Annotated in this window: 23 protein-coding genes; 12 read left to right on the forward strand and 11 right to left on the reverse strand. The window is 69.7% G+C overall.

Annotated features, from left to right (window positions below):
• Positions 1-49 precede the first annotated feature (49 nt).
• From DMB80_RS05045 to DMB80_RS05070, 6 genes are all read right to left on the reverse strand, one after another.
• Positions 50-1,654, reverse strand: coding sequence for a peroxidase family protein (locus tag DMB80_RS05045; protein ID WP_111508819.1), 1,605 nt, complete (start codon positions 1,652-1,654; stop codon positions 50-52).
• Positions 1,655-1,694: 40 nt separating this feature from the next.
• Positions 1,695-3,587 (reverse strand): substrate-binding domain-containing protein, encoded by a 1,893-nt coding sequence (locus DMB80_RS05050; RefSeq protein ID WP_111508820.1) that lies wholly within the window; start codon positions 3,585-3,587, stop codon positions 1,695-1,697.
• Positions 3,588-3,635: 48 nt separating this feature from the next.
• Positions 3,636-5,822, reverse strand: coding sequence for a malate synthase G (locus DMB80_RS05055; protein WP_111508821.1), 2,187 nt, complete (start codon positions 5,820-5,822; stop codon positions 3,636-3,638).
• Positions 5,823-5,891: 69 nt separating this feature from the next.
• Entirely contained in the window at positions 5,892-6,797 is a 906-nt protein-coding gene (locus DMB80_RS05060; protein ID WP_240431016.1) for a 3-methyladenine DNA glycosylase, read from the reverse strand.
• 5 nt (positions 6,798-6,802) lie between these two features.
• Complete coding sequence (locus tag DMB80_RS05065; RefSeq protein WP_111508822.1) at positions 6,803-7,864, reverse strand: hemolysin family protein; 1,062 nt, start codon at positions 7,862-7,864, stop codon at positions 6,803-6,805.
• Complete coding sequence (locus DMB80_RS05070) at positions 7,857-9,233, reverse strand: hemolysin family protein (protein WP_111508823.1); 1,377 nt, start codon at positions 9,231-9,233, stop codon at positions 7,857-7,859. Before DMB80_RS05070 ends, DMB80_RS05065 begins: the two co-directional genes overlap by 8 nt.
• Before the next feature lie 299 nt (positions 9,234-9,532).
• Here DMB80_RS05070 and DMB80_RS05075 point away from each other — a divergent pair, with 299 nt between their 5' ends.
• From DMB80_RS05075 to DMB80_RS05085, 3 genes are read left to right on the forward strand one after another with little or no spacing between them, the layout of a single operon-like run.
• Positions 9,533-10,579, forward strand: a complete 1,047-nt coding sequence (locus DMB80_RS05075) for an iron ABC transporter substrate-binding protein (RefSeq protein ID WP_111508824.1) — start codon at positions 9,533-9,535, stop codon at positions 10,577-10,579.
• Positions 10,576-12,108: an ABC transporter permease gene (locus tag DMB80_RS05080; protein ID WP_162938413.1), complete on the forward strand. Its 1,533-nt coding sequence runs from the start codon at positions 10,576-10,578 to the stop codon at positions 12,106-12,108. Before DMB80_RS05075 ends, DMB80_RS05080 begins: the two co-directional genes overlap by 4 nt.
• Positions 12,101-13,150, forward strand: coding sequence for an ABC transporter ATP-binding protein (locus DMB80_RS05085; RefSeq protein ID WP_240431017.1), 1,050 nt, complete (start codon positions 12,101-12,103; stop codon positions 13,148-13,150). Before DMB80_RS05080 ends, DMB80_RS05085 begins: the two co-directional genes overlap by 8 nt.
• On the opposite strand, the gene DMB80_RS05090 is transcribed toward DMB80_RS05085, so the two are convergent.
• From DMB80_RS05090 to DMB80_RS05105, 4 genes are all read right to left on the reverse strand, one after another.
• Positions 13,103-14,548, reverse strand: a complete 1,446-nt coding sequence (locus DMB80_RS05090; RefSeq protein WP_111508825.1) for a GuaB1 family IMP dehydrogenase-related protein — start codon at positions 14,546-14,548, stop codon at positions 13,103-13,105. The genes DMB80_RS05085 and DMB80_RS05090 overlap by 48 nt on opposite strands.
• Before the next feature lie 100 nt (positions 14,549-14,648).
• Positions 14,649-16,109, reverse strand: a complete 1,461-nt coding sequence (gene gndA / locus DMB80_RS05095; protein WP_111508826.1) for an NADP-dependent phosphogluconate dehydrogenase — start codon at positions 16,107-16,109, stop codon at positions 14,649-14,651.
• Between the two features lie 45 nt (positions 16,110-16,154).
• Entirely contained in the window at positions 16,155-17,090 is a 936-nt protein-coding gene (locus DMB80_RS05100; protein WP_111508827.1) for a M56 family metallopeptidase, read from the reverse strand.
• Positions 17,091-17,104: 14 nt separating this feature from the next.
• On the reverse strand, positions 17,105-17,521 hold the full coding sequence (locus DMB80_RS05105) for a BlaI/MecI/CopY family transcriptional regulator (RefSeq protein WP_111508828.1): 417 nt from the start codon (positions 17,519-17,521) through the stop codon (positions 17,105-17,107).
• A 210-nt stretch (positions 17,522-17,731) separates the two neighbouring features.
• Between DMB80_RS05105 and DMB80_RS05110 the strand changes: the two genes are divergently transcribed.
• The 9 genes from DMB80_RS05110 (at position 17,732) to DMB80_RS05150 (ending at position 24,321) form a co-directional block, all read left to right on the forward strand.
• Positions 17,732-18,523: an iron reductase gene (locus tag DMB80_RS05110; RefSeq protein WP_111508889.1), complete on the forward strand. Its 792-nt coding sequence runs from the start codon at positions 17,732-17,734 to the stop codon at positions 18,521-18,523.
• Between the two features lie 166 nt (positions 18,524-18,689).
• Positions 18,690-19,100 (forward strand): PaaI family thioesterase, encoded by a 411-nt coding sequence (locus DMB80_RS05115; protein ID WP_111508829.1) that lies wholly within the window; start codon positions 18,690-18,692, stop codon positions 19,098-19,100.
• 65 nt (positions 19,101-19,165) lie between these two features.
• Positions 19,166-19,468 carry an urease subunit gamma gene (locus tag DMB80_RS05120; protein ID WP_046366698.1) on the forward strand — a complete coding sequence of 101 codons (303 nt, stop codon included), beginning with the start codon at positions 19,166-19,168 and terminating at the stop codon, positions 19,466-19,468.
• Positions 19,465-19,782 carry an urease subunit beta gene (locus tag DMB80_RS05125; RefSeq protein ID WP_073685548.1) on the forward strand — a complete coding sequence of 106 codons (318 nt, stop codon included), beginning with the start codon at positions 19,465-19,467 and terminating at the stop codon, positions 19,780-19,782. The genes DMB80_RS05120 and DMB80_RS05125 overlap by 4 nt, the downstream gene beginning before the upstream one ends.
• Positions 19,779-21,500, forward strand: coding sequence for an urease subunit alpha (locus tag DMB80_RS05130; RefSeq protein ID WP_111508830.1), 1,722 nt, complete (start codon positions 19,779-19,781; stop codon positions 21,498-21,500). Before DMB80_RS05125 ends, DMB80_RS05130 begins: the two co-directional genes overlap by 4 nt.
• A complete protein-coding gene (locus tag DMB80_RS05135; protein WP_111508831.1) occupies positions 21,500-22,138 on the forward strand; it encodes an urease accessory protein UreF in 639 nt (212 codons plus the stop codon). Before DMB80_RS05130 ends, DMB80_RS05135 begins: the two co-directional genes overlap by 1 nt.
• Positions 22,139-22,153: 15 nt before the next feature.
• Positions 22,154-22,840, forward strand: a complete 687-nt coding sequence (gene ureG / locus DMB80_RS05140; protein ID WP_111508832.1) for an urease accessory protein UreG — start codon at positions 22,154-22,156, stop codon at positions 22,838-22,840.
• Complete coding sequence (locus tag DMB80_RS05145; protein WP_111508833.1) at positions 22,841-23,467, forward strand: urease accessory protein UreD; 627 nt, start codon at positions 22,841-22,843, stop codon at positions 23,465-23,467.
• Positions 23,464-24,321 carry an LLM class flavin-dependent oxidoreductase gene (locus DMB80_RS05150; RefSeq protein WP_162938414.1) on the forward strand — a complete coding sequence of 286 codons (858 nt, stop codon included), beginning with the start codon at positions 23,464-23,466 and terminating at the stop codon, positions 24,319-24,321. Before DMB80_RS05145 ends, DMB80_RS05150 begins: the two co-directional genes overlap by 4 nt.
• Here the strand turns inward: DMB80_RS05150 and DMB80_RS05155 are convergent.
• Entirely contained in the window at positions 24,318-25,685 is a 1,368-nt protein-coding gene (locus DMB80_RS05155; RefSeq protein WP_111508835.1) for an NAD(P)/FAD-dependent oxidoreductase, read from the reverse strand. The two genes, DMB80_RS05150 and DMB80_RS05155, sit on opposite strands and share 4 nt — an antisense overlap.
• Positions 25,686-25,756: the final 71 nt, after the last annotated feature.

The following is a 25,756-nucleotide window of genomic DNA, read 5'->3' on the forward strand; positions in this document are numbered from 1 at the left end:
GTGTCAGACTGCTCACCGACCCCTTTCGAGCAGTTGCTCGCTACCGAATCTAGCTTGGCTGCGTGCCGTGCCGCGCCAGGCTCACCCGCGGCGCGGGCGCCTCTCCGGAAATGTTGCGCAGCACGACGTCCGACAGCGTCGTCGTCGAGTCGATCACCTCGCACCCGGCCGTGGAGAACGTTGCTTCACGGTACACGCCGGGGTCGAGCAATGGGTTGGTCAGCGCTTGGGAGAAGGCGTCCACGGCCACCATCGCACTCATCAGCGGCGGCAGCGTGCTGCCGCGCCGGATGTCTTCGGCGAACAATCCGACGAACAGCTCGACACGGTCCATCCCGTCGGTGCCATCGGTGCCGTAGCACGCCTTCAACTGCTCGCGCATCCGCCGATCCGAGGTCAGATCGTCGATGGTTGTCAGCGCGGGGAAGCCACACAGTTCCCGGTAGGCGTTGTAGGGCTGCAGCCTGGTGTCGCGGCCGATCCTGATCGACTTCTCCTCGATGGCGAGCAGGCTCGGGTCGGTGTTGCCGAGGGCGATCGTGCTGCAGGGTTGCCGCGACGCCTCGTCGAACAGCGCCGACAGCCCGTGCTCGGTGACCGGGCGGGTGTCCCACCACATGTCGGCGAAGCGCCGCTGCTGCCCGCCGACGGTGACCTCGGTCGGCACCAGGGAGTGCCAGCGATAGAGCAGATTGAACTCGACCGACATCCAGTTCTGCCGGTACCACCTCTCTTTCGCGCCGATCCCCGGCTTCACGAACAGCGGGAACTTGATCGGCGTGATGTGGTTGATGTAGTCCTCGATGACGATGTTCAGCAGCACCACGGTCAGCGTGTTGCGGGTGGTGTCGAACACCTGGTTGTCGGTCCAGTCCGGGTGTCGCTCGCTGATCAGGCCGGCGATGCGGTTGTGCTCGCGCAGGAACAGCGTGCTCATCATCACGAAGCCGTAGTGGATGTTGCCGCGGGGGATTCCGAGCGCGAAGAGCTTCGGCGTCAGTTCATCCGGGACCCGGCCGCCACCTTCGACTTTGACGTCTCGCCCCCGGAACTCGGTGTGCAGACCTTCGAATTCAGGCTTCACGGTGCCGTGGGGGTCGCACAGATATGGCGGGAATTCTCTGCCGCCGATGCGTTGGCTCTTCAGCCTGCCACCGGTGCCCTCGCGCAGCAGCCGGGTCACATCGGACGTCTGGCCGTAGAGCTGGCTCAGGTCGATGTCGTGCGTGGAGGTGTTTCGCTTGTCGTCGCACGGGTCGGTGCGGAGGAATCCGTCGACGAACCATTGCGCGAAGATCGGGAAGAGCAGCGTCGACTTCGGCGACTCCGGACACTGCGTGCCAGGACGGGCGAACAGCTGCGCCACCGTGGCCGGCGTGGGTAGGTCGGCCGGGCAGCTGGGCAGCGGCGGCAGATGACGCTGGCTGAATTCGCGGTCGTGCAGCGACTCCCAGGAGATCCACTCTTGTTTCGTGCTCAACGCACCGGTTCGGGTGGGCATCGTGTAGATCAGCGAGTTGATGAGCCATCGGTTGACCAGGTTGGACACCCGCGGCCTCGCGCGCAGCGCGCGCCAGACCGGCGCGAAATTCGTGGTGGCCAGGATCCGGACACCATGCGAGACGCCGTTCTTACGCCAGAACCCGCTGGTCACGGACGTCAATATACGGCCAGACAGCGCGTGCGGGAGGGTCTCAGCCCATCATCGCAGCGATGGCCGACGCCAGTTCCGGACCCGACGAGCTGGACAGGTTCTGGTAAGTGCCGCCTGTCGTCTGGGAGACCGCCTCCCAGGTCGACCGGTCGGGGTCGTCGCCGAAATCGATCACGTTCACCGCGACGGGCGTGGCCTGATTGAACGCACCGCTGATGTACTGCCGCAGTCCGTCGGCACCCAGCGACTGGTCGGTGTGCGGGCCGGCCGTGATCACGAGGACCGAATTCTTCTGCCCCTGACGGTATTTCGCCGACGCATCGGTGTAGACCAGCCGCAGCGTGGTGAACGACACCGCACCGCCGTTCGACGGCGACTGCTCGTCGAGCGCGGCGGTCAAGGCTGCCGAGCGGGACCGGCCGTCCACCTGATCGGTCAGCGCACCCAGCGGCACTTCCGAGCGTCCGGACACCCCGTCGAACGTCCACAGCCCCACTCCGGAATCGGGGGGCAGGGCCTGCAGACGCGCCTTCAGCGCGTCCACGACGTTGCTCAGCCGGGCCTTGCCGCCCTCATCGGTGGGCATCGACTGGTCGAGCATCACCGTGACGGTCGGACTCTCGGCCGGGCTGGCCAGCGTGTCGGCGATGGTGGCGCGCAGCGCATTGTCGCCCAGGTCGACCGGCGTGCCGATCGGGCCGAAGTCCACCACGTCACTGGCCGGTGGCTGCTGTCCGTCCACCCGGAACCCGGCCTTGGCGAACTCGGCGAGCTGATCGGGCTTGCGCATGAAGCGGGCGAACTCGCTGGCCGCCGAGACCTGCTCCTGAGCCAGCCAGTCGCCGGAGAGCAACACGGTGGGGAAGTCGGCGACCGCAGTGGGTCCCGGCGGCAGCCACGCCGCCAGCTTGGTCTTGGCGTCGGGTAGGCCGGCGGCCTTCTGGAACAGTCCCTGCTCGGTGGTCACCACGGCGTGCACCGGCGCGGTGGCCGCATTGTCGGCGCCGACGAGCGCGTCGAGCGCTGTGCCGGCGTTGGCGTCGTCGAGTTTGGGGGCCGCGGCCATCAGGGTGCTGACGGCGCCCAGTCCGGCGCTGGGCGGAGAGCCCGCGGGTGCCGATTCGGCGGCGATCGCCTCGGCGGCCAGATACGACGCGTCGCTGTCCTGGCCCAGGGGCAGGGCGAGCCGGAATCCGCCCCAGCCCTGCAGCCCCAGCCCGTCCAGGCCGGCAGGATCGGTCTGCAGACGCGGCAGCGTGCCCCAGTTCTGGTCTTTGAGCGCGTCCGCGAGTTGCGGCGAGGTGGCCAGCACGACCGGCGACGTGACGAGGGAGCGGCTGTCGCTGACGGTGCGCGGGCCGGTCTTGGCCTCCAACCGGGCTTCAGAGGCCGAGCTGGCAGGGATCCACAGGGCCGGGCGCTGGCCCAGGTCACCTGGCCAGTCCCCGGACAGGCCGTTGAACACCTGGTCGGAGTCGCCGGCGGTGACGTTGACCTTCACGCATTTGTCGCCGACGGGCTCGGCGGTGTCGTTGTACCGCTGGGCAAGCGCGGTGACGGGCTCGGTGATCGAGGGATCGACCACGACCGCAACCGCGACCTCGCCCTCGACACAGCGGGCGGCCGCCGTGTCCGACCGGCTCGACAGCGCGTCGCCGAAGAAGCGCCACAGGATCACGGCGCCGACGATGACCACCACGCTGATCAGGGCGACGATGACGCCGACCGAGAGGCCGCGGCGACCCGGGGTGATGGCCCGGTGGCTACCGGTCCACTCACCGTTGTCCCAGCCGCCGCTGCGCTGTCCGTCGGGTCGCTGACCGTCCGGCTGCGATGCCGCATCGAAGCGTTCGGTCTGCGACTCGTCGGGCGCAGGTCCTCCGCGCCTGGTCGAATCGGAGTCGTCGGGATCGGGGAGGCTGTGTCTACCCAATGTGGTCCTGTACCTGCCTTGCTGGTTGACCTGGTCTGTCGCGGGAGATCAGTGCGCGCTGTCGGCGGCTTTAAACTCGCGCCGGCGGCGATGCAGGATCGGCTCGGTGTAGCCGTTGGGCTGCGCGCCGCCGTCCAGGATGAGTTCCTGGGCGGCCTGGAACGCGATGCTGCCCTCCGGGTCGGGTGCCATGCGCCGGAAGTCGGGGTCCTTGGCGTTCTGCTCGTCGACCACGGCGGCCATCCGGCGCAGGCTGGACTTGACGTCGTCGGCGGTGATCACCCCGTGTCGCAGCCAGTTCGCCAGCAGCTGGCTGGAGATGCGCAGCGTGGCCCGGTCCTCCATCAGCGCGACGTCGTGGATGTCGGGCACCTTGGAGCAGCCGACGCCCGCGTCGATCCAGCGCACCACGTAGCCGAGGATGGACTGACAGTTGTTGTCCACTTCCTCGCGGATCTCGTCGGACGCCCACGCCAGCTCCTTGGCCAGCGGCACCGTGAGCAGGTCGTCGATGCTGGAGCGGCGCTTGCCCTCCAGTTCTTTCTGCACCGCGAACACGTCGACCGCGTGGTAGTGCATCGCGTGCAGGGTCGCCGCGGTCGGCGACGGCACCCAGGCCGTGGTCGCGCCTGCCTTCGGCTGGCCGATCTTCTGTTCGACCATGTCGGCCATCAGATCGGTCATCGCCCACATGCCCTTGCCGATCTGCGCCCGACCGGAGAGCCCGGTCTCCAGGCCGATGTCGACGTTCTGGTTCTCGTAGGCCTGGATCCACGCGGTCGACTTCATCGCGCCCTTACGGATCATCGGGCCCGCTTCCATCGACGTGTGGATCTCGTCGCCGGTGCGGTCCAGGAAGCCGGTGTTGATGAACACCACACGGTCGGCGGCGGCCTTGATGCAGGCCTTGAGGTTCAGCGTGGTGCGCCGCTCCTCGTCCATGATGCCGACCTTGATGGTGTTCTGCGGGAGGCCGAGCACGTCCTCGACCCGGCTGAACAGCTCGCAGGTGAACGCGACCTCGTCGGGTCCGTGCATCTTGGGCTTCACGATGTAGATCGAGCCGGTGCGGCTGTTGAGCAGCGGGCCGTTACCGTCGTCGTCGCGGAGGCCGTGGATCCCGATCAGGCTGGTGAACAGCGCATCCTGGATTCCCTCGGGCACCTCCGCGCCGTCGGCATCGGTGATCGCGTCATTGGTCATCAGGTGACCGACGTTGCGCACGAACAGCAGGCTGCGGCCCGGCAGCGAGATCTCCTCGCCGTCCGGCCCGGTGAAGGTGCGGTCCTCGTTGAGCACGCGGGTGAACGTCTTGCCGCCCTTGTTGACCTCTTCGGAGAGGTCACCGCGGTTGAGGCCGAGCCAGTTGCGGTAGCCCAGCACCTTGTCGTCGGCGTCGACGGCGGCCACCGAGTCCTCGAAGTCCATGATCGTGGTGATCGCCGACTCCAGCACGACGTCCTTGATGCCGGCCTTGTCGGTGGACCCGATGGGGGAGTCGGCGTCGATGAGGATCTCGATGTGCAGGCCGTTGTTGACCAGCAGCACCGCGGTGGGGGCGTCGGGCTCGCCGAGGTAGCCGACGAACTGCGCGGGGTCCTCGAGGGCACCCTCGGCGTCGTCCAGCGTGACGGTGACGGCGCCGTCGGTGACGGCCAGTCCGGTGATGTCGGCCCAGGAGCCTTCCGCCAGCGGCGCAGCGCCGTCGAGGAACGTCCGTGCGTAGGCGATCACCTTGTCGCCACGCACCTTGTTGTACGACGTGCCGGGTTCCGCCCCGTCCTCGCTGGAGATCACATCGGTGCCGTAGAGCGCGTCGTACAGCGAGCCCCACCGGGCATTGGCGGCGTTGAGCGCGAATCGGGCGTTCAGCACCGGCACCACCAGCTGCGGGCCGGCGGTGCTGGTGATCTCGTCGTCGACGCCTGCGGTGCGGATGGTGAAGTCGGCCGGCTCGGGCTCGAGGTAGCCGATGTCGGTGAGGAACTGCTTGTATTCCTCTGCTTCGAACCCGCCGATGATGCGGGCCCGGTGCCACCGGTCGATCTGGGCCTGCAGTTCGTCGCGGCGGGCCAGCAGTTCCTGGTTCTTGGGGGTGAGGTCGGCGACCACCTTGTCCACGCCGGACCAGAACGTGTCGGGATCGATACCGGTACCCGCGAGCGCCTCGTTGGTGATGAAGTCGTACAGCACCGGGGCAACGCGCAGGTTACCCACCGTCACGCGTTCGGTCATGATTCCTCCCTCGGCGGCATACGCACGCTGTGAGCGCGCGCTGCCTGTCGTGAAATCCGTCGATCCAGCTTACCCGCCGGTAATCGCCCGACCCGTCCCGGTGACGGCGGCCGCCCCGGCAAGCGCGACGCAGGCCTCGATGAGCCGTGCCCGCAGCGGAGTGGCGCGGAGGCTGATCGCCTCCTGCTCCGCCACGTATTGCGCTCGGCCCGCTGATGTTTCGACCGTGATCGGCGCGAAGCCGAAGTCGCGCAGATCGTACGGGCTGGCCCGCATGTCCAGCACCCGCGCATCGACGGCGAGAGCGAAACAATCCAGCAGCAGCGAGGATTCGATCAAAGGTCCCAGCTTTGCCGCCCACTTGTAGAGGTCCATGCCGGCGTGCACGCAGCCCGGCTGTTCCTCCTCGATCTGTGTGGCGCGGGCCAGGGGACGGGCGTTGCGCGGCGCAGCCGCCGGGGTGAAGAAGCGGTAGGCGTCGAAATGGCTGCAGCGCAACGGCATCGACTCCACCACCGCATCCGTGCCTGCCGCCCCCAGGCGCAGCGGAACAGCGCCGTGGCGCACCTCGGGGGTTCGGTACACCATCGCCCACTCGTGCATGCCGAAACAGCCGAACCTCGGTGGCCGCGACGCCGTCGCCGCCAGCAGATCCGCGATGAACCTCACCGTGTCCGCTCGCGTCATCAGATGGTCATGCCCGACGGCCACCCCGGCGCCGTCGCGCTGATAGCCGGCCCGGGTCAGGTAGGTCTCGGCGCCCGCGCCGGTCAGCACGACACCGTAGCCGGGATGCCACACGCGCAGATGCCGTGGTCGCAGCCGATAGTAGGTGAACAGGAAGTCGAACACCGGATGGGTCACCCCGGCCTGCCGACGCTCGACGTGCGGGGCGAGCAGGGCGTCGGCGCGCTCGCGATGCGCGGCGGCAACATCGCGCCAGTCGCGGCCCTGCCACATCGTCGGCGCTGCCATCGAGATCACACCCGGTGGGTGCCGTCCCGGACCGTCCCGACCAGGTCCTCGACGAGGTCCTCCAGAGCCACCATCGCGGTGATCGTGCCGTCGCCGGCGGTGACCAGCGCGAGGTGGCTGTTGGTGCGGCGCAGCCGGGTGAGCGCGTCGGGCAGCGGCATCGAGGCCGGCACGCGGGGCAGCGGTCGCACCATCGACGATTCCAGTACCACCGAATCGTCCTTCGGACCGTCGAGCAGCGGGAGCACGTCTTTGATGTGCAGGTAGCCGGCGTACGCGCCGGAGGGGTCGGCGACGGGGAAGCGGGAGTACCCGGTCTCCTTGAGCGCCTGTTCCAGCGCGCCGATCGTCGGCCCCGCCCCGGAGCGCGCGGCGGGAACCGCGCGGATCTGGTGCAGCGGCAGCGCGACGTCGTCGACGACCCGGTTCCGGATCTGCAGGGCACGGGTCAGCCGGGTGTGCTCCTCGGGGTCGAGCAGGCCCTCCGACAGTGATTCGGCGATCATCTCCGACAGCTCGACCGTCGACACCGTGACGTCGAGTTCGTCCTTGGGTTCGACGCCGAACGTCCGCAGGGTGGTGTTGGCGCACCAGTTGTAGAACGCGATGAACGGCCGCGCGGCGCGGATCCACACGAGGTAGATCGGGATCAGCAGCATCGCCGTGGACTCGGGGCCGGCGATCGCGATGTTCTTGGGCACCATCTCCCCGAGCAGCACGTGCAGCGTCACCACGATCGACAGGGCGACCAGGAACGAGACGGTGTGCAGCAGCGCGGTGGGGATACCCAACAGCTCGAACGGCTTCTCCAGCAGATGCGCCACGGCGGGTTCGGCGACGCGACCCAGCAGGATCGAACACACCGTGATGCCGAGCTGGGCGCCGGCGAGCATCAGCGACAGGTTCTCCCCGGCCCTGATCACGGTGACCGCACTGTTCTTGCCCTGCTCGGCGAGCGCCTCGAGCCGGTCGCGGCGAGCGGAGATCAGCGCGAACTCCGAGGCCACGAAGAAGGCGTTGGCGGCGAGCAGCACGAAGGTGAGCAGCACACCGAAGACGTCACCCATCGGATTCCTCGCCGCTCTCCGCCTCGTCGTCGGCACGGCCGAGCTTGGTCAGCTCCAGCTGGTCGATGCGTCGGCCGTCCATCTTCACGACGGTGGCCAGCCACCGGATCGGGTCGTCGATCGGCCCGTCGGGGTCGAACGCGATCAGTTCCACCGATTCCCCTTCGCCGGGGATGTGGCCGAGCTGTTCGAGGACCAGACCGCCGATGGTTTCGTAATCGCCCTCGGGAGCCCGGAATTCAGTGTTCTCGGCGACCTCGTCGATGCGCAGCAACCCCGAGACCTGCCAGCCTTCGCCGGCGTGGACCACGTCGGGCGGCTCGTCGTCGTGCTCGTCGCGGACGTCGCCGACGATCTCCTCGATCAGATCCTCGACGGTCACCATGCCCGCGGTGCCGCCGTACTCGTCGACGACGAGGGCGGTGGCCAGTCCGTTGGCCCGGACCTCCGACATCACCGCATCACCGTCGAGGGTGGACGGCACCCGCGCGACCGACTGCACGATGTCCGAGAGCTTCGTGGTCGACCGCTGGTCGCGGGGCACCGCGAACACCTGTTTGACGTGCACGACGCCGATGGTCTCGTCGAGGTCGCCGCGGATCACCGGGAAGCGGGAGTGTCCGGTACGGACTGCGGCCTGGCTCAGGTCCACGACGGTGTCGTCGGCGTCGAGGGTGTCGATCTTCGACCGCGGTGTCATCAGTTCCTCGGCGGTGCGATCGCCGAACTGCAGAGACCGGTCGACCAGCACGGCGGTGACCGGATCGAGCGAGCCGCTCTGGGCTGACGTGCGCACCAGGGACACCAGTTCCTGCGGAGACCGCGCCGAGCGCAACTCCTCGGCCGGCTCGATCCCCACCCGGCGCAGGATCCAGTTCGCGGTCCCGTTGGTCAGCCGGATCAGCGGGGTGAACAGGAACGAGAACATCAGCTGGGGACCCGAGGCGAACCGGGCCGTCGGTGCGGGACGGGCGACGGCGAGGTTCTTGGGCACCAGTTCGCCGAACACCATGGACACCGACGTGGCGATCAGGATCGCCAGGATCAACGCCAGGGTGGTGGCGGCGCTCTTCGGCAGCCCCACCGCGGCCAATCCGGGTTCGATGAGCCGGGCGACCACGGGTTCGGCAAGGAAGCCGGTGGCCAGGGTGGTGATCGAGATACCGACCTGTGCACCGGACAGCTGGGTCGACAGGGTGCGGTGGGCGCGCTGCACCATCTGGTCGCGACGGTTACCGGAGCGGGCGTTGGCTTCGACGGTGCTGCGTTCCAGTGCGGTCAGCGAGAATTCCGCCGCGACGAACACCGCGGTGCCCGCGGTGAGCACCACGATCGCCAGCAGGGAGAGCAGTGAGGTGGCGACGGTCATCGGCGGCCGCCCGGGGCGGCGGAACTCGGGGAGCCGGGCTCGGGGCCCGGCTGTCTAGGGGAGGGCTCGACGTCTGCCGGCTCCCCTTCGGGCCGCTCGGCGAGTATGGCCGGCTCGGATGGGCGTCCATCCAGTGCCTGCGGCACCTGATCCCTTTCGGCGCAGTGACGATGTGCCCGTCCATGCTAACCGACAGCTCATCGCCGCAGCCGCGCCCGCCGACCGGCACTGTCGGTCTGGTTAGGCTCGCCTTAGCGGGTGGTAGGTTCACAGCCAACGATCAGGAAAGGCGGACCCGCATGTCGCTCGCTCAGTCGGTCAGCAAGCCCTCCCGGTGGGTGGGTGCGATCGCCACCGTCGCCGCGCTGGTGTCGTTGACGGCCTGCGGGTCGTCGACCACCTCGTCCGACGACGCGGAGAAGGTGGTCGTCTACTCGGGCCGCAGCGAGGAATTGGTGGCGCCGCTGCTCGACCAGTTCACCGCCGATACCGGAATCGAGGTGGAGGCGCGCTACGCCGGGTCGGGCGAGATGGCTGCGCAGCTGATCACCGAGGGTGACAAGTCCCCGGCCGACGTGTTCCTCTCCCAGGACGCCGGCGCGCTGGGCGCGGTGTCGAAGGCCGGGCTGTTGGCCCCCGTCGACGCCGCGACGCTCGAGGCGGTCCCCGCGCAGTACGCCGCCGCCGACGGCACCTGGGTCGGCGTGTCGGGTCGCGCGCGGGTCGTGGTGTTCAACCCGACGCTGGTACCCACGCCGCCCGACACCATCGACGGACTGCTCGCTCCGGAATGGAAGGGCAAGATCGGGTTCGCGCCGAGCAATGCGTCCTGGCAGGCGTTCGTGACCGGGCTTCGGGTGGTGCGCGGCGAGGAGGGCGCCGAGCAGTGGCTGCGCGCGTTCAAGGCCCAGGATCCCAAGCCGTACGAGAACAACGTCGCCGTGCGCGACGCGGTGGACGCCGGCCAGGTGCCCCTCGGCCTGGTCAATCACTACTACCTCTACGAGCTCATCGACGCCAAGGGCGCCGATGCGGTGACGGCGCAGAACAAGTTCATGGCCGCCGGCGACCCCGGCGGACTGGTCAACGTGGCGGGCGTCGGGATCCTGAAGGCCGCCCCGAATCCTCAAGGGGCGCAACGGTTTGCGTCGTACCTCGTCGGTGAGCCGGCGCAGAAGTACTTCGCCCAGGAGACCGAGGAGTATCCGCTGGCCGCCGGGGTGGCACCGTCGGCGCAGATGCCGCCGCTGAGCCAGCTGCAGCCGCCCGCGGTCGACCTGTCGCAGCTCGACGACATCGAGACCACGCAGGAGCTCCTGGTCAAGACCGGCCTGCTCACCAATTGACGGCAGGCTCGGTCCGGGCGGCCCGACCGCCGGCGCTGCTGCTCGCCGCGGCCGCTCTGGTGGCCGCGGCGACGCTGATCCCGCTGGTCTACCTGGGGGATCGTGCGCTGTCGCGGGGTTGGGCAGCGGTCGTGGACGAGGTCGCGCAGCCGCGCACGGCCGCACTGATCGGCCGGTCCCTGCTGCTGGTCGGCACCGTGACGGCGGCGTGCGTCCTGCTGGGCGTGACCCTGGCGGTCCTGCTCACCCGCACCGATCTGGCGGGCCGGCGGATCTGGAGTGTCGCGCTGACGCTGCCGCTGGCGATGCCGAGTTATCTGCTGGCCTACCTGTGGGTTTCGGCGGTGCCGTCGATCGCCGGATTCTGGGGTGCGGTGCTGGTCCTGACCTTGGTGAGTTACCCCTTGGTGCTGCTGACGACGACGGCAGCGCTGGCCCGGGTCGATCCGGCGCAGGAGGAGGTGGCGCGGTCGCTGGGCCGGGGAGGCTGGGCGGTGCTCTTCGGCGTGACGCTGCGCCAGGCGCGGGCGTCGATCGCCGCGGGTGCGCTGCTGGTGGCGCTGTACGTGCTCAGCGACTTCGGGGCGGTGGCCGCGATGCGCTACGAGGCGTTCACCTGGGTGATCTACGGCGCCTACCGCTCGGGGTTCAATCCGGCGCGCGCGGCGGTGCTGTCGCTGGTTCTGCTGGTGTTCGCGGTGGCCCTGGTGGTCGCCGAGCATGCAGTTCGGGGACGGGCAGCGGCGTCGCGCATCGGCTCGGGTGCCCCGCGGCCCGCGCCGGTCAGCCGGCTCGGCGGGTGGCAGGGCCCGGCGCTCGTCGTGCCGGTCGCGGTGCTGGCCGCTGCGGTCGCAGTGCCCGGCGCGGAACTGGCGGACTGGTTGATGACCGCCGGAACGCGGTGGGACGGCGGGCTGTGGAGCGCGGCGCTGGGGGCCACGCTGTGGCTTTCGGCGGCCGCCGCGGTGGTGTCGACGGTCGCGGCGTTGCCGCTCGGGGTGCTTGCCGCGCGGCATCGCGATCGCGCCACCCGGGCGTTGGAGGGGGCGAGCTATGTCGCGCACGGCCTGCCGGCGATCGTGATCGCGATCTCGATGGTGTCGCTCGGGGTGCTGCTGCTGCGCCCCATCTACCAGCGCGAACCGCTGCTGATCCTGGCGTACGCGGTGTTGTTCGTGCCCCTGGCCGTCGGTTCGGTGCGCGCGGCGGTCGAATCGTCGCCGATCCGTCTGGAGGAGGTGGCGCGGTCGCTGGGCCGCCCCCCGGTGCGCGCGTTCACCGCGGTGACGGCGCGGGTGGCTCTGCCCGGCATCGCGGCGGGCGCGGCGATGGTTCTCTTGACGTGCATGAAGGAATTGCCGGTGACGTTGCTGCTGCATCCGACCGGAACGGACACGCTGGCCACGCGGTTGTGGGGCTACAGCTCGGTCAGCGACTATGCCGCCGCCGCGCCGTACGCCGCCGCCCTGCTGGCCTTCGCCGCGGTGCCGACCGCGCTGCTGGGCGCGTGGAGCGTGCGCGGTGACTGATGGGGTGGCCGCGCACGGCATCGAGAAGTCGTTCGGCTCGCGGCGCGTGCTCGCCGGAGCGGATCTGGTGGTTCCCGAGGGCACCATGACCGCGGTGCTCGGGCCGTCGGGGTGCGGGAAGACGACACTGCTGCGCATCATCGCCGGGTTCACCGATCCCGATGCCGGCACGGTCCGCATCGCGGGTCAGCTGGTGGCCGGTGGGCCGTCACCGGTGCCGGTGCATCGCCGCCGCGTCGGGCTGATGCCGCAGGAGGGTGCGCTGTTCCCGCACCTCAGTGTCGGCGGCAACGTCGCATTCGGGATGCCGCGCGGTGAGCGCGTCGAGCACTGGCTCGACGTCGTCGGACTCGAGGGGCTCGCCGATGCCCGGCCGCACGAGATCTCCGGCGGGCAGCAGCAGCGGGTGGCGCTGGCCCGCGCGCTGGCGGCCCGGCCGCGGGTGCTGCTGCTCGACGAGCCGTTCGCGGCGCTGGACACCGGGCTGCGCACCCGGGTGCGCGAAGACATCGCGACGATTCTGCGGGACACCGCGACGACGTCGATCCTGGTCACCCACGACCAGACCGAGGCTCTGTCCCTGGCGGATTCGGTGGCCCTGCTGATCGACGGTTCGGTGGCCCAGCACGGCAGCCCGGCCGAGCTGTATCAGCGTCCGGCCACGCTGGCGGCGGCCCGGTTCGTCGGCGCGACGGTCGAGGTGGCCGGCACCGCGGACGCGGGGGTGGTGCGCACAGCGCTGGGTCCGCTGCCCGCCTTGCTGCCGGTTGCGGACGGCCCGGCGGTGGTGGTGCTCAGGCCGCAGCAGCTACGCCTGCATGCTGCGGGGGTGCCGGCGCAGGTGACGGCGTGCCGCTTCTACGGCCCGGACACCGCCGTCGACCTCGTGCTCGCCGACGGCACCGCGGTGCGGATGCGCACGCCGGGTCAGGTGGATGTCACGCCCGGCGACGGCGTCACGGTCGCGGTCGACGGGCAGGTCCTGGCCTACCCGTCACCATCCGGTCGGCAGGGGGTGGCCCTCGGCGAAGCCGGCGGCTGACTGCACCCCGAGCACCACCTTCTCGTGCAACTCGGGCAGCGTGCGCGCCCCGACGTAGGTGCAGGTGCTGCGCACGCCGGAGGTGATGTGGTCGAGCAGGTCTTCCACGCCGCCGCGCGCCGGATCGAGGTTCATCCGCGAGGTGGAGATGCCCTCCTCGAACAGACCCTTACGTGCCCGGTCGAAGGCGCTGTCGGCGGCGGTGCGGGCGGCGACGGCACGCTTGGAGGCCATGCCGTAGCTCTCCTTGTACGGCCTGTCGTCGCGGTCGTGGAGCAGATCGCCGGGGGATTCGTAGGTGCCGGCGAACCAGGAGCCGATCATCACGTTCGAGGCGCCCGCGGCCAGCGCCAGCGCGACATCGCGGGGATGGCGCACGCCACCGTCGGCCCACACGTGACCGCCGAGTTCCTTTGCCGCAGCAGCACATTCGACAACGGCGGAGAACTGCGGGCGACCGACGCCGGTCATCATCCGGGTGGTGCACATCGCGCCGGGGCCGACGCCGACCTTGACGATCGAGGCGCCCGCGGCGATCAGGTCGCGGGTGCCGTCAGCGGAGACGACGTTGCCGGCCACCAGCGGCAGTCCGAGGTCGAGCGCCGCGACGGCGGCGATCGCGTCGAGCATCTTGGCCTGGTGGCCGTGGGCAGTGTCGATCACCAGCAGGTCGGCGCCTGCGTCGGCCAGTCCGCGCGCCTTCGCCGCGACGTCGCCGTTGATGCCGACGGCGGCGGCGATGCGCAGCCGACCCTGGGCGTCGAGGGCGGGGGCGTAGATCCCGGCGCGGACGGCGCCGGTGCGGGTGAGCACGCCGGCCAGCGCACCGTCGCCGGCGGTGAGCACCGCGACGTCGGCGCCTTTGGTGGGTGCGTGGTCGAGCAGGTCGAACACCTTGCGGGGGTCGGTGCCCACCGGCGCGGTGACGAAGTCGGAGAGCGCGACGTCGCGGACCCGGGTGAACCGGTCGACGCCGCTGCAGGCGGTCTCGGTGACGAGGCCGACCGGGCGGCCGTCGGCGACGACGACCGCGGCACCGTGCGCCCGCTTGTTGATCAGCGCGCACGCGTCGGAGACCGAGTCGTCGGGGGAGAGGGTGACGGGCGTGTCGACGACGGTGTCGCGGCTCTTGACGAAGTCGACGGTGTGTTCCACGGCCGACAGCGGCAGGTCCTGGGGAAGCACCACGATGCCGCCGCGACGGGCGACGGTCTCGGCCATCCGGCGGCCGGCCACGGCGGTCATGTTGGCCACGACGACGGGGATCGTCGTACCCGAGCCGTCGACGGTGGACAGGTCGACGTCGAAGCGTGAGGCGACCTGTGTGCGGCCCGGGACGATGAACACGTCGTTGTAGGTCAGGTCGTACGGCGGTCGGTGGCCCTCGAGGAACTTCACGCCCGCGAGTCTAGTGGGGTCACCTCACCCGGCGAGCAGACACGAACTCGAGCTGTCGAGGCCCGAAACACTCGAGTTCGCGTCTGCTCGCGGGAGGAAATCAGGCCTCGATCTGGCTGCGGTCCCCGCTCCACAGGGTGTGGAAGCGCTTGGCGGGGTCGGCGTCGATGCGGCCGTAGGTGTGCGCACCGAAGAAATCGCGCAGCCCCTGGGTCAGGGCAGCGGGCAGCCGCTCGGTGCGCAGAGCGTCGTAGTACGACAGCGCCGAGGCGAAGCCGGGGATCGGGATGCCCAGCTCGGTGGCCTTCACCACGACGCGGCGCCAGCTGTCGATGCCGGACTCGATCGCGTCGCGGAAGTACGGCGCGGCGATCAGCGTCGCCAGCTCCGGATCCTCGTCGAAGGCCTCGGTGATCCGGTTGAGGAATTTCGCCCGGATGATGCAGCCGCCGCGCCAGATCCTCGCCATGTCGCCGGGCTTGATGCCCCAGTCGTATTCGGCGCTGCCCGCCTGGATCTGGTTGAACCCCTGGGCGTAGGCGATGATCTTCGACGCGTACAGGGCCTTGCTGACGTCGTCGACGAATTGCGCTGCGTCAGACGGCTTCTCACCCAACTCACCGGACGCCAGGCCGGTGGTGGCCTTCCGCTGGGCCACCGACCCGGACAGCGCGCGGGCGAACACGGCCTCGGCGATGCCCGTCACCGGAACGCCGAGATCGAGCGCCGACTTGACCGTCCACCGCCCGGTGCCCTTCTGCTCGGCCTCGTCGAGGATGACGTCGACCAGAGGCTTGCCGGTCGCGGCGTCGGTCTGGCGCAGCACCGTCGCGGTGATCTCGATCAGGAAGCTGTCCAGGTCGCCGTTGTTCCACTCGGCGAACACGTCGGCGATTTCGGGTGCGGACATCCCCAGCCCGTCACGCAGCAGCTGGTAGGCCTCGCCGATGAGCTGCATGTCGGAGTACTCGATGCCGTTGTGCACCATCTTGACGAAGTGGCCTGCGCCGTCGGGGCCGATGTGGGTGCAGCACGGCACACCGTCGACGTGGGCGGAGATCTCCTCGAGCAGCGGGCCGAGGCTCTTGTAGGACTCCGCGGGCCCGCCCGGCATGATCGACGGGCCGTTGAGCGCGCCCTCCTCGCCACCGCTGATGCCGGCACCGACGAAGTGCAGCCCACGCTCGCGGATCGCCTTCTCCCGACGGATGGTGTCGGTGTAGAGCGCATTGCCGCCGTCGATGATGATGTCGCCTTCTTCCATGGCGTCGGCGAGCTCGTTGATGACGGCGTCGGTGGGGTCACCGGCCTTGACCATGATGATCACGCGGCGCGGCTTCTCCAGCGCATCGAGGAACTCCTCGATGGTCTCGCTGCGCACGAACTTGCCTTCGGAGCCGTGCTCGGCGAGCAGTGCGTCGGTCTTGGCGGTCGTGCGGTTGTGCAGCGCCACGGTGTAGCCGTGATGGGCGAAATTGCGCGCCAGATTGGACCCCATCACCGCGAGGCCCGTCACTCCGATCTGCGCGGTACCGGTCGTCGAGTTGGCGGAGTCGGTCATGGGCGGGCGCCTTTCGTTGTGCGGTTGTTTGAGGTCAAGCAAGCATCAAGCGGTGAACAGCCGGTGCAGCTCGGTGAGCCACGGCACGGCCAGCGCGATCGTCGGGACGACGAGCACGGCCGCGGCACCGACGTAGGCGGCCGCGGCGAGGGCGCGGCTGTTCGGCGCCCCGCCGAGGCGACGTACCCGTACCACCGTCGTCGGCCCGCCGGCGGCGAGCGCCCCGCGCGGGGTGTGTCCGGCAGCGCAGGCGACCAGCGCCCGCGCGAGCGGTGTGGGTCCGGTGTGGCGCACCGCCGCGTCGTCGGCGAGCGCCTCGATCAGCAGCCGCACCGCGTTGAGGGCGTGGCCGCTGCGCACGACGCGCGGGAACGCTGCGTGCACCGCGGTGAACATCTCGAGCACCAGATCATGCCGCGCCCGCAGGTGGGCCCGTTCGTGCGACAGGATGGCCGAGATCTCGTTGTCCGACAGCGTGTTCAGCGCACCCTCGCTGACGACGACGCGGCTGCGCACGCCGGGCAGGCAGTAGGCCAGCGGTTGGGCGACGTCGAGGATGCGGACGCCGTGCGCGGCCATCGGCCGGGTGGGATGGGCGCCGACGAGGTCGACGATCATCCGGTGGTGGGCACGCCGGCGCCGCGTGGCGATCGCCACCTGAAGGACGGATGCGATCAGCCGCGCCCCGACGATCAGTGTGAGTACGAAGACCACGATGTAGGCGGTCCACAGCGGCCAGCCGAGATCGTCGAGCGCGGTCACGATCGTCGCTGTGGGCCGACCGTCCGGACCGGGCTCGAAGAGCCTGCTCGCGATGGCGATACCGGCGGAGAAGAACGACAGCACCGCGGCCATCGCGATGGACTGCCACAGCACGATCGCCGCCCTGGGGGCACGCAACGGCCATGATGCGCGGGCCAGCAATGCAGGCACCGGCCCCGACAGCATCAGGGCGACGATGGTGAAGGCCAGCGCGGACACGCTGTCAGTGTCTCTCAGCTGATGCCGTGATCGCCACTGGGTGTGTCGTAGCGGTGTTTGTCTTCGAGTTCGGCCAGGGCCCGACGCAGTGCGGCGGCCTCGTCGGCGCCGACACGTTCGACGAAATGGACCAGTGCCGCTTCTCGGCTGCCGGAGTCCGCGGCCTGGTCGAGGGCGTCGACCATCAGACCTGCGACCAGCTCGTCGCGCCCGTGGGTGGGGGCGTAGCGGTGGGCGCGGTCGTCGCGATGCTGGACGACGAGGTTCTTCTTGGCCAGCCGTTGCAGCACGGTCATGATCGTCGTGTACGCGAGGTCGCGTTCAGCCGACAGTGTCTCGTGGACCTGCCGCACCGTCTGCGGCTCACCGGCGGACCACAGGTGGTCCATCACGGAGCGCTCGAGCTCTCCGAGCCGTGTCAACTTGGGCATGGTCCTCTCTCCTACCGGCGGTGGTTGCGAGCCTACTACGGGATTACTACCGCGCGTCGTATCAGTTGCGGCAACCCTGTCCAGGCCAACACCGCGACGGCGAGCACCGGTTCCGGGCGGAGTGGTGAGTCCGATCACAGTGGCGACCTCCTGCGGAGTGGGTGCTGCTCGTGGTTATAGTAAGGCTAACCTAACTCACTGGAGGTGGCCGTGCCGGTTCTCATCGACGATCCGCTGATCGCGAGCATGACGATCAGGACTCCGATGCCGATCCACGCATCGAGCAGCCGGCTGCGAGCGCTCGATCCGGACTGCCCCCGGGTGCACGGCGTCGCCGTGATGGGCGACCTGTCGCGGCGCCGGTGGTGGCCGCTGACCGAGCTCATGACGACCGATCGACTGTCGCGGATGTTCGCGGCCGGACTGGCCGAGATCGGCAACCCGGCCACGGTCACCCAGCAGTTGGCGGCGACGTTCGCCCACGTCGTCGTCGGTCGCGTGATCCCCCTGCTGGTCCTGGAGGGGCGCGCCTGGGACACCGGGCCGGAGAATCTGTGGGTACACGTGGACTCCGAAGGGGCGATCGATTGGGTGGGCGTGGTCGATCCGGCGCTGCGGGCCCTACCCGACGATCCGGCCTTCGCAGGAATGCCCGACGATCCGGCCTTCGCCGGACTGCGCACCCGCCGCCGCGAGGGCATTCTCGCGCTGCCCAGCGAGGCGGCGTTGACGACCTGGGTCGCGCACCGCAGCCATCGCGCGCTGGGGCCGCTGTTCACCCGGCTCAGCGCAGAAGGGGACGGGGCGACCCCGGTATCGGCGATGTGGCACGCCGTGGGCGCCTCCGCAGTCAGCGCCGCAACTCAGATCCCGTTGCTGGCGGGCAGCAGTGAGGCCGTGAGCATGCGCCGCACCCAGGCCGTGCTCGACGCATTGGTGAGCTTCGGCCTGCCGGTCCGCGGCGGCCATCGGCCGGCTGCGACGAAGCTCTTGCTTAATTAGGGCAGCCTTGCCTATATTGGTCGGGTACCACCCGGACCGCGCCGGAGTCCTGAGGGCTGCAGAGACCCCCGGTCCGACCACAGAACGGGCCCCACGCCGCATGGCGTGGGGCCCGTTCGCTTGGCCCGTCTCTCGAGGCGCTCCCGCAGGCGTGTAGACACGATCCGTGACTGATCTTCCCGAAGGACTCGGTGACGGCTTCGACTCGGTGCTCGGCCTGCGCTACGAAGAGATGTCTGTGGACGGGGGCCGCGCGACCCTCGAGATCACCGACAAGCTCCTTCAGCCCTGGGGCATCGTGCACGGCGGCGTCTATTGCGCGGTGATCGAGAGCATGGCCAGCGTCTCCGGCCACGTCTGGCTGACCGAGAACGGCGGCGGCCACGTCGTGGGCGTCAACAACAACACCGACTTCCTGCGCGCCATCCGCTCGGGCACCGTGACGGCCACGTCGACGCCCATCCACCGGGGCCGACGCCAGCAGCTGTGGCTGGTCACGATCACCGAAGGCGCCGAGCCGTCGGGCCGTCTGGTCGCCCGCGGCCAGGTGCGGCTGCAGAACATGGCCACCGAATGACCCGGGAGTAGCCCACCGAGCGCGTGCGCTGCCCAGCGCCGCGGCTCGTGGCAGGATCGCCCACTATGCGCCTGACACCGCATGAGCAGGAGCGGTTGCTCATCTCCTATGCCGCCGACCTCGCCCGCCGCCGCCAGGCGCGCGGGCTACGGCTGAACCATCCCGAGGCCGTCGCGGTGATCACCGACCACATCCTCGAAGGTGCTCGCGACGGACGCACCGTTGCCGAGCTGATGGTCAGCGGTCGCGCTGTGCTCGGCCGCGACGAGGTGATGGACGGGATACCCGAGATGCTGCACGACGTCCAGGTCGAGGCGACGTTCCCCGACGGCACCAAGCTCGTCACCGTCCACGATCCGATCGCATGATTCCCGGCGAGATCGTCTTCGACGACGGCGACATCGAGCTCAACGCCGGCGCCGAGCGCCTGGAACTCGACATCGTCAACACCGGCGACCGACCGGTGCAGGTCGGGAGCCACGTGCATGTGCCACAGGCGAATTCAGCACTGGACTTCGACCGCGCCGCCGCACACGGCTACCGGTTCGACATTCCCGCGGGCACCGCGATCCGGTTCGAGCCCGGCATCGCGCAGCGCGTGAGCCTGGTGCCGCTGCGCGGCAGTCGTGAGGTGCACGGCCTGAGCCTGGACCCCCCGGGCAGATTGGATACGAACGCATGACGGCGTTGTCCCGCGCGCGCTACGCCGCGCTCTACGGTCCGACGACAGGTGATCGCATCCGGTTGGCCGACACCGACCTGTTCGTCGAGATCACCGAGGATCGCAGCGGCGGACCGGGCCTGGCCGGTGACGAAGCGGTCTTCGGCGGCGGCAAGGTGCTGCGTGAGTCCATGGGGCAGTCACGTGCCACGCGTGCCGACGGCGCTCCCGACACCGTCATCACCGGCGCGGTGATCCTCGACTACTGGGGAATCATCAAGGCCGACATCGGTATTCGCGACGGTCGTATCGTGGCGATCGGAAAGGCCGGCAACCCCGACATCATGTCGGGGGTGCACCCCGATCTGGTGGTCGGGCCGTCGACGGAGATCATCGCCGGCAACGGCCGCATCGTCACCGCGGGTGCCATCGACTGTCACGTCCACCTGATCTGTCCGCAGATCATGGAGGAGGCGCTCGGCGGCGGCATCACCACGATCGTCGCGGGGGGCACCGGCCCCGCGGAGGGCAGCAAGGCCACCACCGTCACGCCCGGGTCCTGGCATCTGGCCCGCATGCTCGAAGCGCTCGACACGTGGCCGCTCAACGTCGCGCTGCTGGGCAAGGGCAACACCGTCAGCGCCGAGGCGATGTGGGAGCAATTGCGAGGCGGTGCAGCAGGATTCAAGCTGCACGAGGACTGGGGGACCACTCCGGCGGCCATCGATGCCTGCCTGACGGTGTCCGAGGCCGCCGGCGTGCAGGCCAACATCCACACCGACACCCTCAACGAGGCCGGCTTCGTCGAGGACACCCTCGCCGCCATCAAGGGCCGGTCGATCCACGCCTACCACACCGAAGGCGCGGGCGGCGGCCACGCACCAGACATCATCACGGTGGCGGGTAAGCCGAATGTGCTGCCCAGTTCCACGAACCCGACGCGCCCCCACACCGTCAACACCCTCGACGAGCACCTCGACATGCTCATGGTGTGCCATCACCTCAACCCGAGCGTGCCCGAGGATCTGGCGTTCGCGGAGAGCCGCATCCGCCCGTCGACGATCGCGGCCGAGGACCTGCTGCACGACATCGGCGCGATCTCGATGATCGGCAGCGACGCCCAGGCCATGGGCCGCATCGGCGAGGTGGTGCTGCGGACCTGGCAGACCGCGCACGTGATGAAGCGCCGCCGCGGCTTCCTGCCCGGTGACACGAGGGCCGACAACAACCGGGCCCAGCGCTACGTCGCCAAGTACACGATCTGCCCGGCGATCGCCCACGGCATGGATCGCGAGATCGGCTCGGTCGAGGTGGGCAAGCTCGCCGATCTGGTGCTGTGGGAGCCCGCGTTCTTCGGCGTGCGTCCGCATGCTGTGCTCAAGGGCGGCATGATCGCGTGGGCGGCGATGGGGGATGCCAACGCCTCGATACCCACGCCGCAGCCCGTGCTGCCACGGCCCATGTTCGGTGCGGCGCCTGCAGCCGCGGCCGCGACGTCGGTGCATTTCGTGGCACCGCAGGCGATCGAGGACGGCCTGGCCGAGCGCCTCTCGGTGGCGCGCCGGCTCGTCGCCGTCGAGAACGTGCGCGCAGTCGGCAAGGCGCAGATGCCGCTCAACGATGCACTGCCCGACATCCAGGTGGATCCCGACACGTTCACCGTCCGCATCGACGGCGACGTGTGGCAGGAGCAACCGGCCGTGGAACTGCCCATGGCGCAACGCTTCTTCTTGTTCTGATGATCACCACGCTTCTCGCACTGGCGGATTCGCGGCTGCCCACCGGTGGGCACGTGCACTCTGGCGGTGTCGAAGAGGCGGTGACCAGCGGGCTGGTCGTCGACCTCTCCACGCTGCAGGCGTACCTGCACCGCCGCATCCGCACCACCGGCCTGGTCACCGCGTCGCTGGCCGCCGCCGTGCACGTCGGCGCGCTCTCGCCGGCGGCCGGTGGTTCCGGGGAGGCCGAAACCGACGCCCGCACACCGGCGCCCGCGGCGCGCGCGGCGTCGCGGGCGCAGGGTAGGGGACTGGTCCGGCTGGCGCGGCGCGTCTGGCCGGACACCGACTGGGCCGCACTGGGACCCACCCCGCATCTGGCGGTCACGGCCGGCGTCGTCGGGCACGCCAGCGGGATCGCCGCGGCGCACACCGCACTGTCGATCGTCTACACCACGATGACGGGGTCGGCCACCGCCGCCCAGCGCTTGTTGGCGTTGGACCCGGGCGACGTCGCCGCGGTGACGTTCGCGTTGGCCCCCGTGTGCGAGGACATTGCGGCCGAGGCCACGCTTGGGCCGGCCGACCTGTCCGACCCGCTGCTCGACGTGCTCGCGCAGCGCCACCTCGACCGTGACCGACCCCTGTTCGCGTCCTGACCGGAAAGAGCTTGTATGCCACCTCATCTCATCGACGGTGTCGGACACTCCCACGACCGCCCCGACCGACCCCGCCGGGTGCGGCGGCCGGGTGAGCCGCTGCGCATCGGCATCGGCGGCCCGGTCGGCTCGGGCAAGACCGCATTGGTCGCCGCACTGTGCCGTCAGTTGCGCGATGAGCTGTCGCTGGCGGTCCTGACCAACGACATCTACACCACCGAAGACGCGGATTTCCTGCGCCGCAACGCGGTACTGCCGGACGACCGCATCGCGGCGGTGCAGACCGGCGGCTGCCCGCACACCGCGATCCGGGATGACATCACCGCCAACCTCGACGCCATCGACGACCTGATCGCCGCGCACGACGATCTCGATCTCATCCTGGTCGAGTCCGGCGGGGACAACCTGACCGCCACGTTCTCCTCAGGCCTGATCGACGTCCAGATCTTCGTCATCGACGTGGCGGGCGGGGACAAGGTGCCGCGCAAGGGGGGTCCGGGTGTGACGTTCTCGGACCTGTTGGTGATCAACAAGACCGATCTCGCCCCGATGGTGGGTGCCGATCTCCGCGTGATGCGCCGCGACGCGGCCGCGGTGCGCTCGGATCGTCCGTTCGCGCTGATCTCCCTGACCGCCGACCCCGCGGCGACGCCGGTGCTGGACTGGGTTCGGGAGCAGCTGCGGGTCACTCAGGAGGTCTAGGTGCGCTCCGATGTGCTGATCGTGGCGCGCCCGGGACGCTCCCCGCACGTGGAGAGCACCGGCGCGATCGCGGTGCGCCGGACCGGACCGGAGACCGTGCACCTGGTGTCGGCCGCGGCCACCCCGCTCGGCGGTGATGTTCTGCGGCTGCGTGTGGTGGTGGAAGACGGTGCGCGACTGCAGGTCCGCACCGTCGCGGCGACCGTCGTGCTGCCCGGTGCCGCCACCACCGAGTCGCACGCTTGCTGGACGGTGGAGGTGGCCGGGAGCCTGGACCTGGATCCGGAGCCGACGATCGTGGCCGGGCGAGCGCGCCACGTGGTGTACACGGCGTTGTCTTTGACCGCGGACGCATCGGTGCGGGTGCGGGAACGCGTCCAGATCGGCAGATCCGGTGAGCGGGCGGGGTATTGGTCGGGAGCGCTGCGGGCCGACGTGGATGGCGCAGCGCTGCTGCGCCACCGGATCGAGGTGGGCGCCGGCTCGGTCGCCGACGACGCGATCGCCGCCCCGCGTGCCTACGAGGCCGAATTGCATTACCCGGCAAGCGATGTCGACTCCGCCGGGGTCACCCTCGCGCTGGCGGGCGGCGGCTGCCTGACCACGTGGCAGGGGGATCGGCTGTGACGGACCGCCGCGGCGTGGTGTGGCGCCCCGATGGTGATCCGCGGACACTGGCGCCGTTCTGCGAACGTGCGGAGAGCTCAGGCATCGACGAGGTGTGGCTCTGGGAGGACTGCTTCCTGCACGGCGGGATCGCACAGACCGCGGTCGCCCTGATGGCCACCCGGTCGCTGGTGGTGGGCATCGGCGTGCTGCCCGCACCGCTGCGCAGCGTGGTGGCGACGGCACTGGAGGTCGCGACGCTGGCCACGCTCTTTCCCGGGCGTGTCCAGGTCGGCATCGGGCACGGCGTCCAGGACTGGATGCGCCAATCCGGGGTGGCGGTGGCCTCTCCGCTGACGTTGTTGCGCGAGTACGTCACGGCGTTGCGCGCCTTGCTGGCGGGGCAGACGCTGAGCGTGGCCGGCGACTACGTCCGCTTGGACGGGGTGCGCCTCGACCGGGTTCCCGACGTGGTGGTGCCTGTGCTCATCGGCGGCACAGGGCCGAAGACGCTCGCGCTGGCCGGGGCGATCGCCGACGGGGTGTTGCTCGACTGCCAGCACACTGCGGCCAGCGTGCGGGCGGCACTCGAACACGTCGCGCGCGGCGGCGCCGACCGCGACCTCGACGCGTTCCGCCGCGTCATGTATCTAGCCTGCGCGCCGTCATCGTCCGATGTGCGGAGCAGGCTCGTCGAAGAGGCGCAGCGGTGGCACGTCACGCCAGAGACGGACTTCGGCGTCGGCGGTTCTACAGAGGCGATCCGCGACGGCGCCGCGGCCTACCGTGCCGCCGGCATCGACACCGTGGTGTTCCAGCCGATCGGCACCGACCCGGACCCGATGGAGTTCATCGAGTCCCTGCAGCGCCGCTAACTCGCCGCTTTCTGGTCCACGGCAGCCGCGATCTCCTCGAGTTCCTCGATGCGCGTTCGCGCATACGCCTGTTGCTCGGTGATCGTCAGCTGACCGCGGTTGCGGCCGAGGAACGTGACCGTCCACGACAGCAGCGTCGCGATCTTGGTCCGGAACCCGACGAGATAGACCAGGTGCAGCACCAGCCACGACAGCCAGGCGATGAACCCGCTGAATTCGATCGGTCCGACCTTGGCCACCGCGCTGTACTTCGACACCGTGGCCATCGAGCCCTTGTCGAAGTAGCTGAACGGTTCCCGCTCGGACGGGTCGGCGCCCTTCAGTCCGGCGAGGATGGCCTTGGCGGCGTACTTGGCGCCCTGGATGGCGCCCTGCGCCATGCCGGGCACGCCTTCGACCGCGGCCATGTCGCCGACGACGAAGACGTTGGGGTGGCCGGGGATCGACAGGTCCGGCAGGACCTTGACGCGGCCCGCGCGGTCGAGTTCGACGCCCGATTGCTCGGCCAGGTCCCGGCCCAGCGGGCTGGCCGACACACCGGCCGACCACACCTTGCAGGCCGCCTCGATGCGGCGGATCTTGCCGTCGGGATCCTTGACCGTGATGCCGTTGCGGTCGACGTCGGTGACCATCGCGTTGAGCTGGATCTCCACGCCCATCTTCTCGAGCCGGGCCTGGGCCTTCTTGCCCAGCTTCTCGCCCATCGGCGGCAGCACTGCCGGCGCCGCGTCGAGAAGGATCACCCGTGCCTTCGTCGAATCGATGTGGCGGAACGCGCCTTTGAGCGTCTGGTCGGCCAATTCGGCGATCTGCCCGGCCATTTCGACGCCCGTGGGGCCTGCGCCGACGACGACGAACGTCAGCAGCTTGTCCCGGCGCGCCGGGTCGCTGGACCGCTCGGCCTGCTCGAAGGCACCGAGGATGCGGCCCCGCAGTTCGAGGGCATCGTCGATGGTCTTCATGCCCGGCGCCCACTCGGCGAAATGGTCGTTGCCGAAGTACGACTGTCCGGCCCCGGCAGCGACGATCAGGCTGTCGAACGGGGTGACGTAGGTGTGGCCGAGCAGTTCCGAACGCACCGTCTTCGTCTTCAGGTCGATGCCCGTGACATCGCCGAGGAGGACCTGGGTGTTCTTCTGCTTACGCAGGATCACCCGGGTTGCGGGTGCGATCTCACCTTCGGAGATGATGCCCGTCGCCACCTGGTACAGCAGTGGCTGGAACAGGTGATGGGTGGTGCGGGCGATCAGCTTGATGTCGACATCGGCCTTCTTGAGCGTCTTGGCCGCGGTCAACCCTCCGAATCCCGATCCGATGATCACCACTTTGTGGCGGTCGGATGCGGTGGCTCCGGGATGGTTCATGGCTTCTCCTCAGCGCGGTGCTCTTCAGACGTCTGACATGAGTGCCGACGGTGCCGGTCGGTGAAACTGTC

It is taken from the genome of Mycobacterium kyogaense (genome assembly GCF_003254575.1).
GTDB lineage: Bacteria > Actinomycetota > Actinomycetes > Mycobacteriales > Mycobacteriaceae > Mycobacterium > Mycobacterium kyogaense.

Bases quoted from the DNA above. Each gene is read 5' to 3' on its own strand.
- gndA (WP_111508826.1), bottom strand. From the start codon at position 16,109: ATGACCGACTCCGCCAACTCGACGACCGGTACCGCGCAGATCGGAGTG.
- ureG (WP_111508832.1), top strand. From the start codon at position 22,154: ATGCCACCTCATCTCATCGACGGTGTCGGACACTCCCACGACCGCCCC.
- DMB80_RS05055 (WP_111508821.1), bottom strand. From the start codon at position 5,822: ATGACCGAACGCGTGACGGTGGGTAACCTGCGCGTTGCCCCGGTGCTG.
- DMB80_RS05105 (WP_111508828.1), bottom strand. From the start codon at position 17,521: ATGCCCAAGTTGACACGGCTCGGAGAGCTCGAGCGCTCCGTGATGGAC.
- DMB80_RS05075 (WP_111508824.1), top strand. From the start codon at position 9,533: ATGTCGCTCGCTCAGTCGGTCAGCAAGCCCTCCCGGTGGGTGGGTGCG.
- DMB80_RS05070 (WP_111508823.1), bottom strand. From the start codon at position 9,233: ATGACCGTCGCCACCTCACTGCTCTCCCTGCTGGCGATCGTGGTGCTC.
- DMB80_RS05155 (WP_111508835.1), bottom strand. From the start codon at position 25,685: ATGAACCATCCCGGAGCCACCGCATCCGACCGCCACAAAGTGGTGATC.
- DMB80_RS05135 (WP_111508831.1), top strand. From the start codon at position 21,500: ATGATCACCACGCTTCTCGCACTGGCGGATTCGCGGCTGCCCACCGGT.
- DMB80_RS05130 (WP_111508830.1), top strand. From the start codon at position 19,779: ATGACGGCGTTGTCCCGCGCGCGCTACGCCGCGCTCTACGGTCCGACG.
- DMB80_RS05120 (WP_046366698.1), top strand. From the start codon at position 19,166: ATGCGCCTGACACCGCATGAGCAGGAGCGGTTGCTCATCTCCTATGCC.
- DMB80_RS05125 (WP_073685548.1), top strand. From the start codon at position 19,465: ATGATTCCCGGCGAGATCGTCTTCGACGACGGCGACATCGAGCTCAAC.
- DMB80_RS05065 (WP_111508822.1), bottom strand. From the start codon at position 7,864: ATGGGTGACGTCTTCGGTGTGCTGCTCACCTTCGTGCTGCTCGCCGCC.
- DMB80_RS05060 (WP_240431016.1), bottom strand. From the start codon at position 6,797: ATGGCAGCGCCGACGATGTGGCAGGGCCGCGACTGGCGCGATGTTGCC.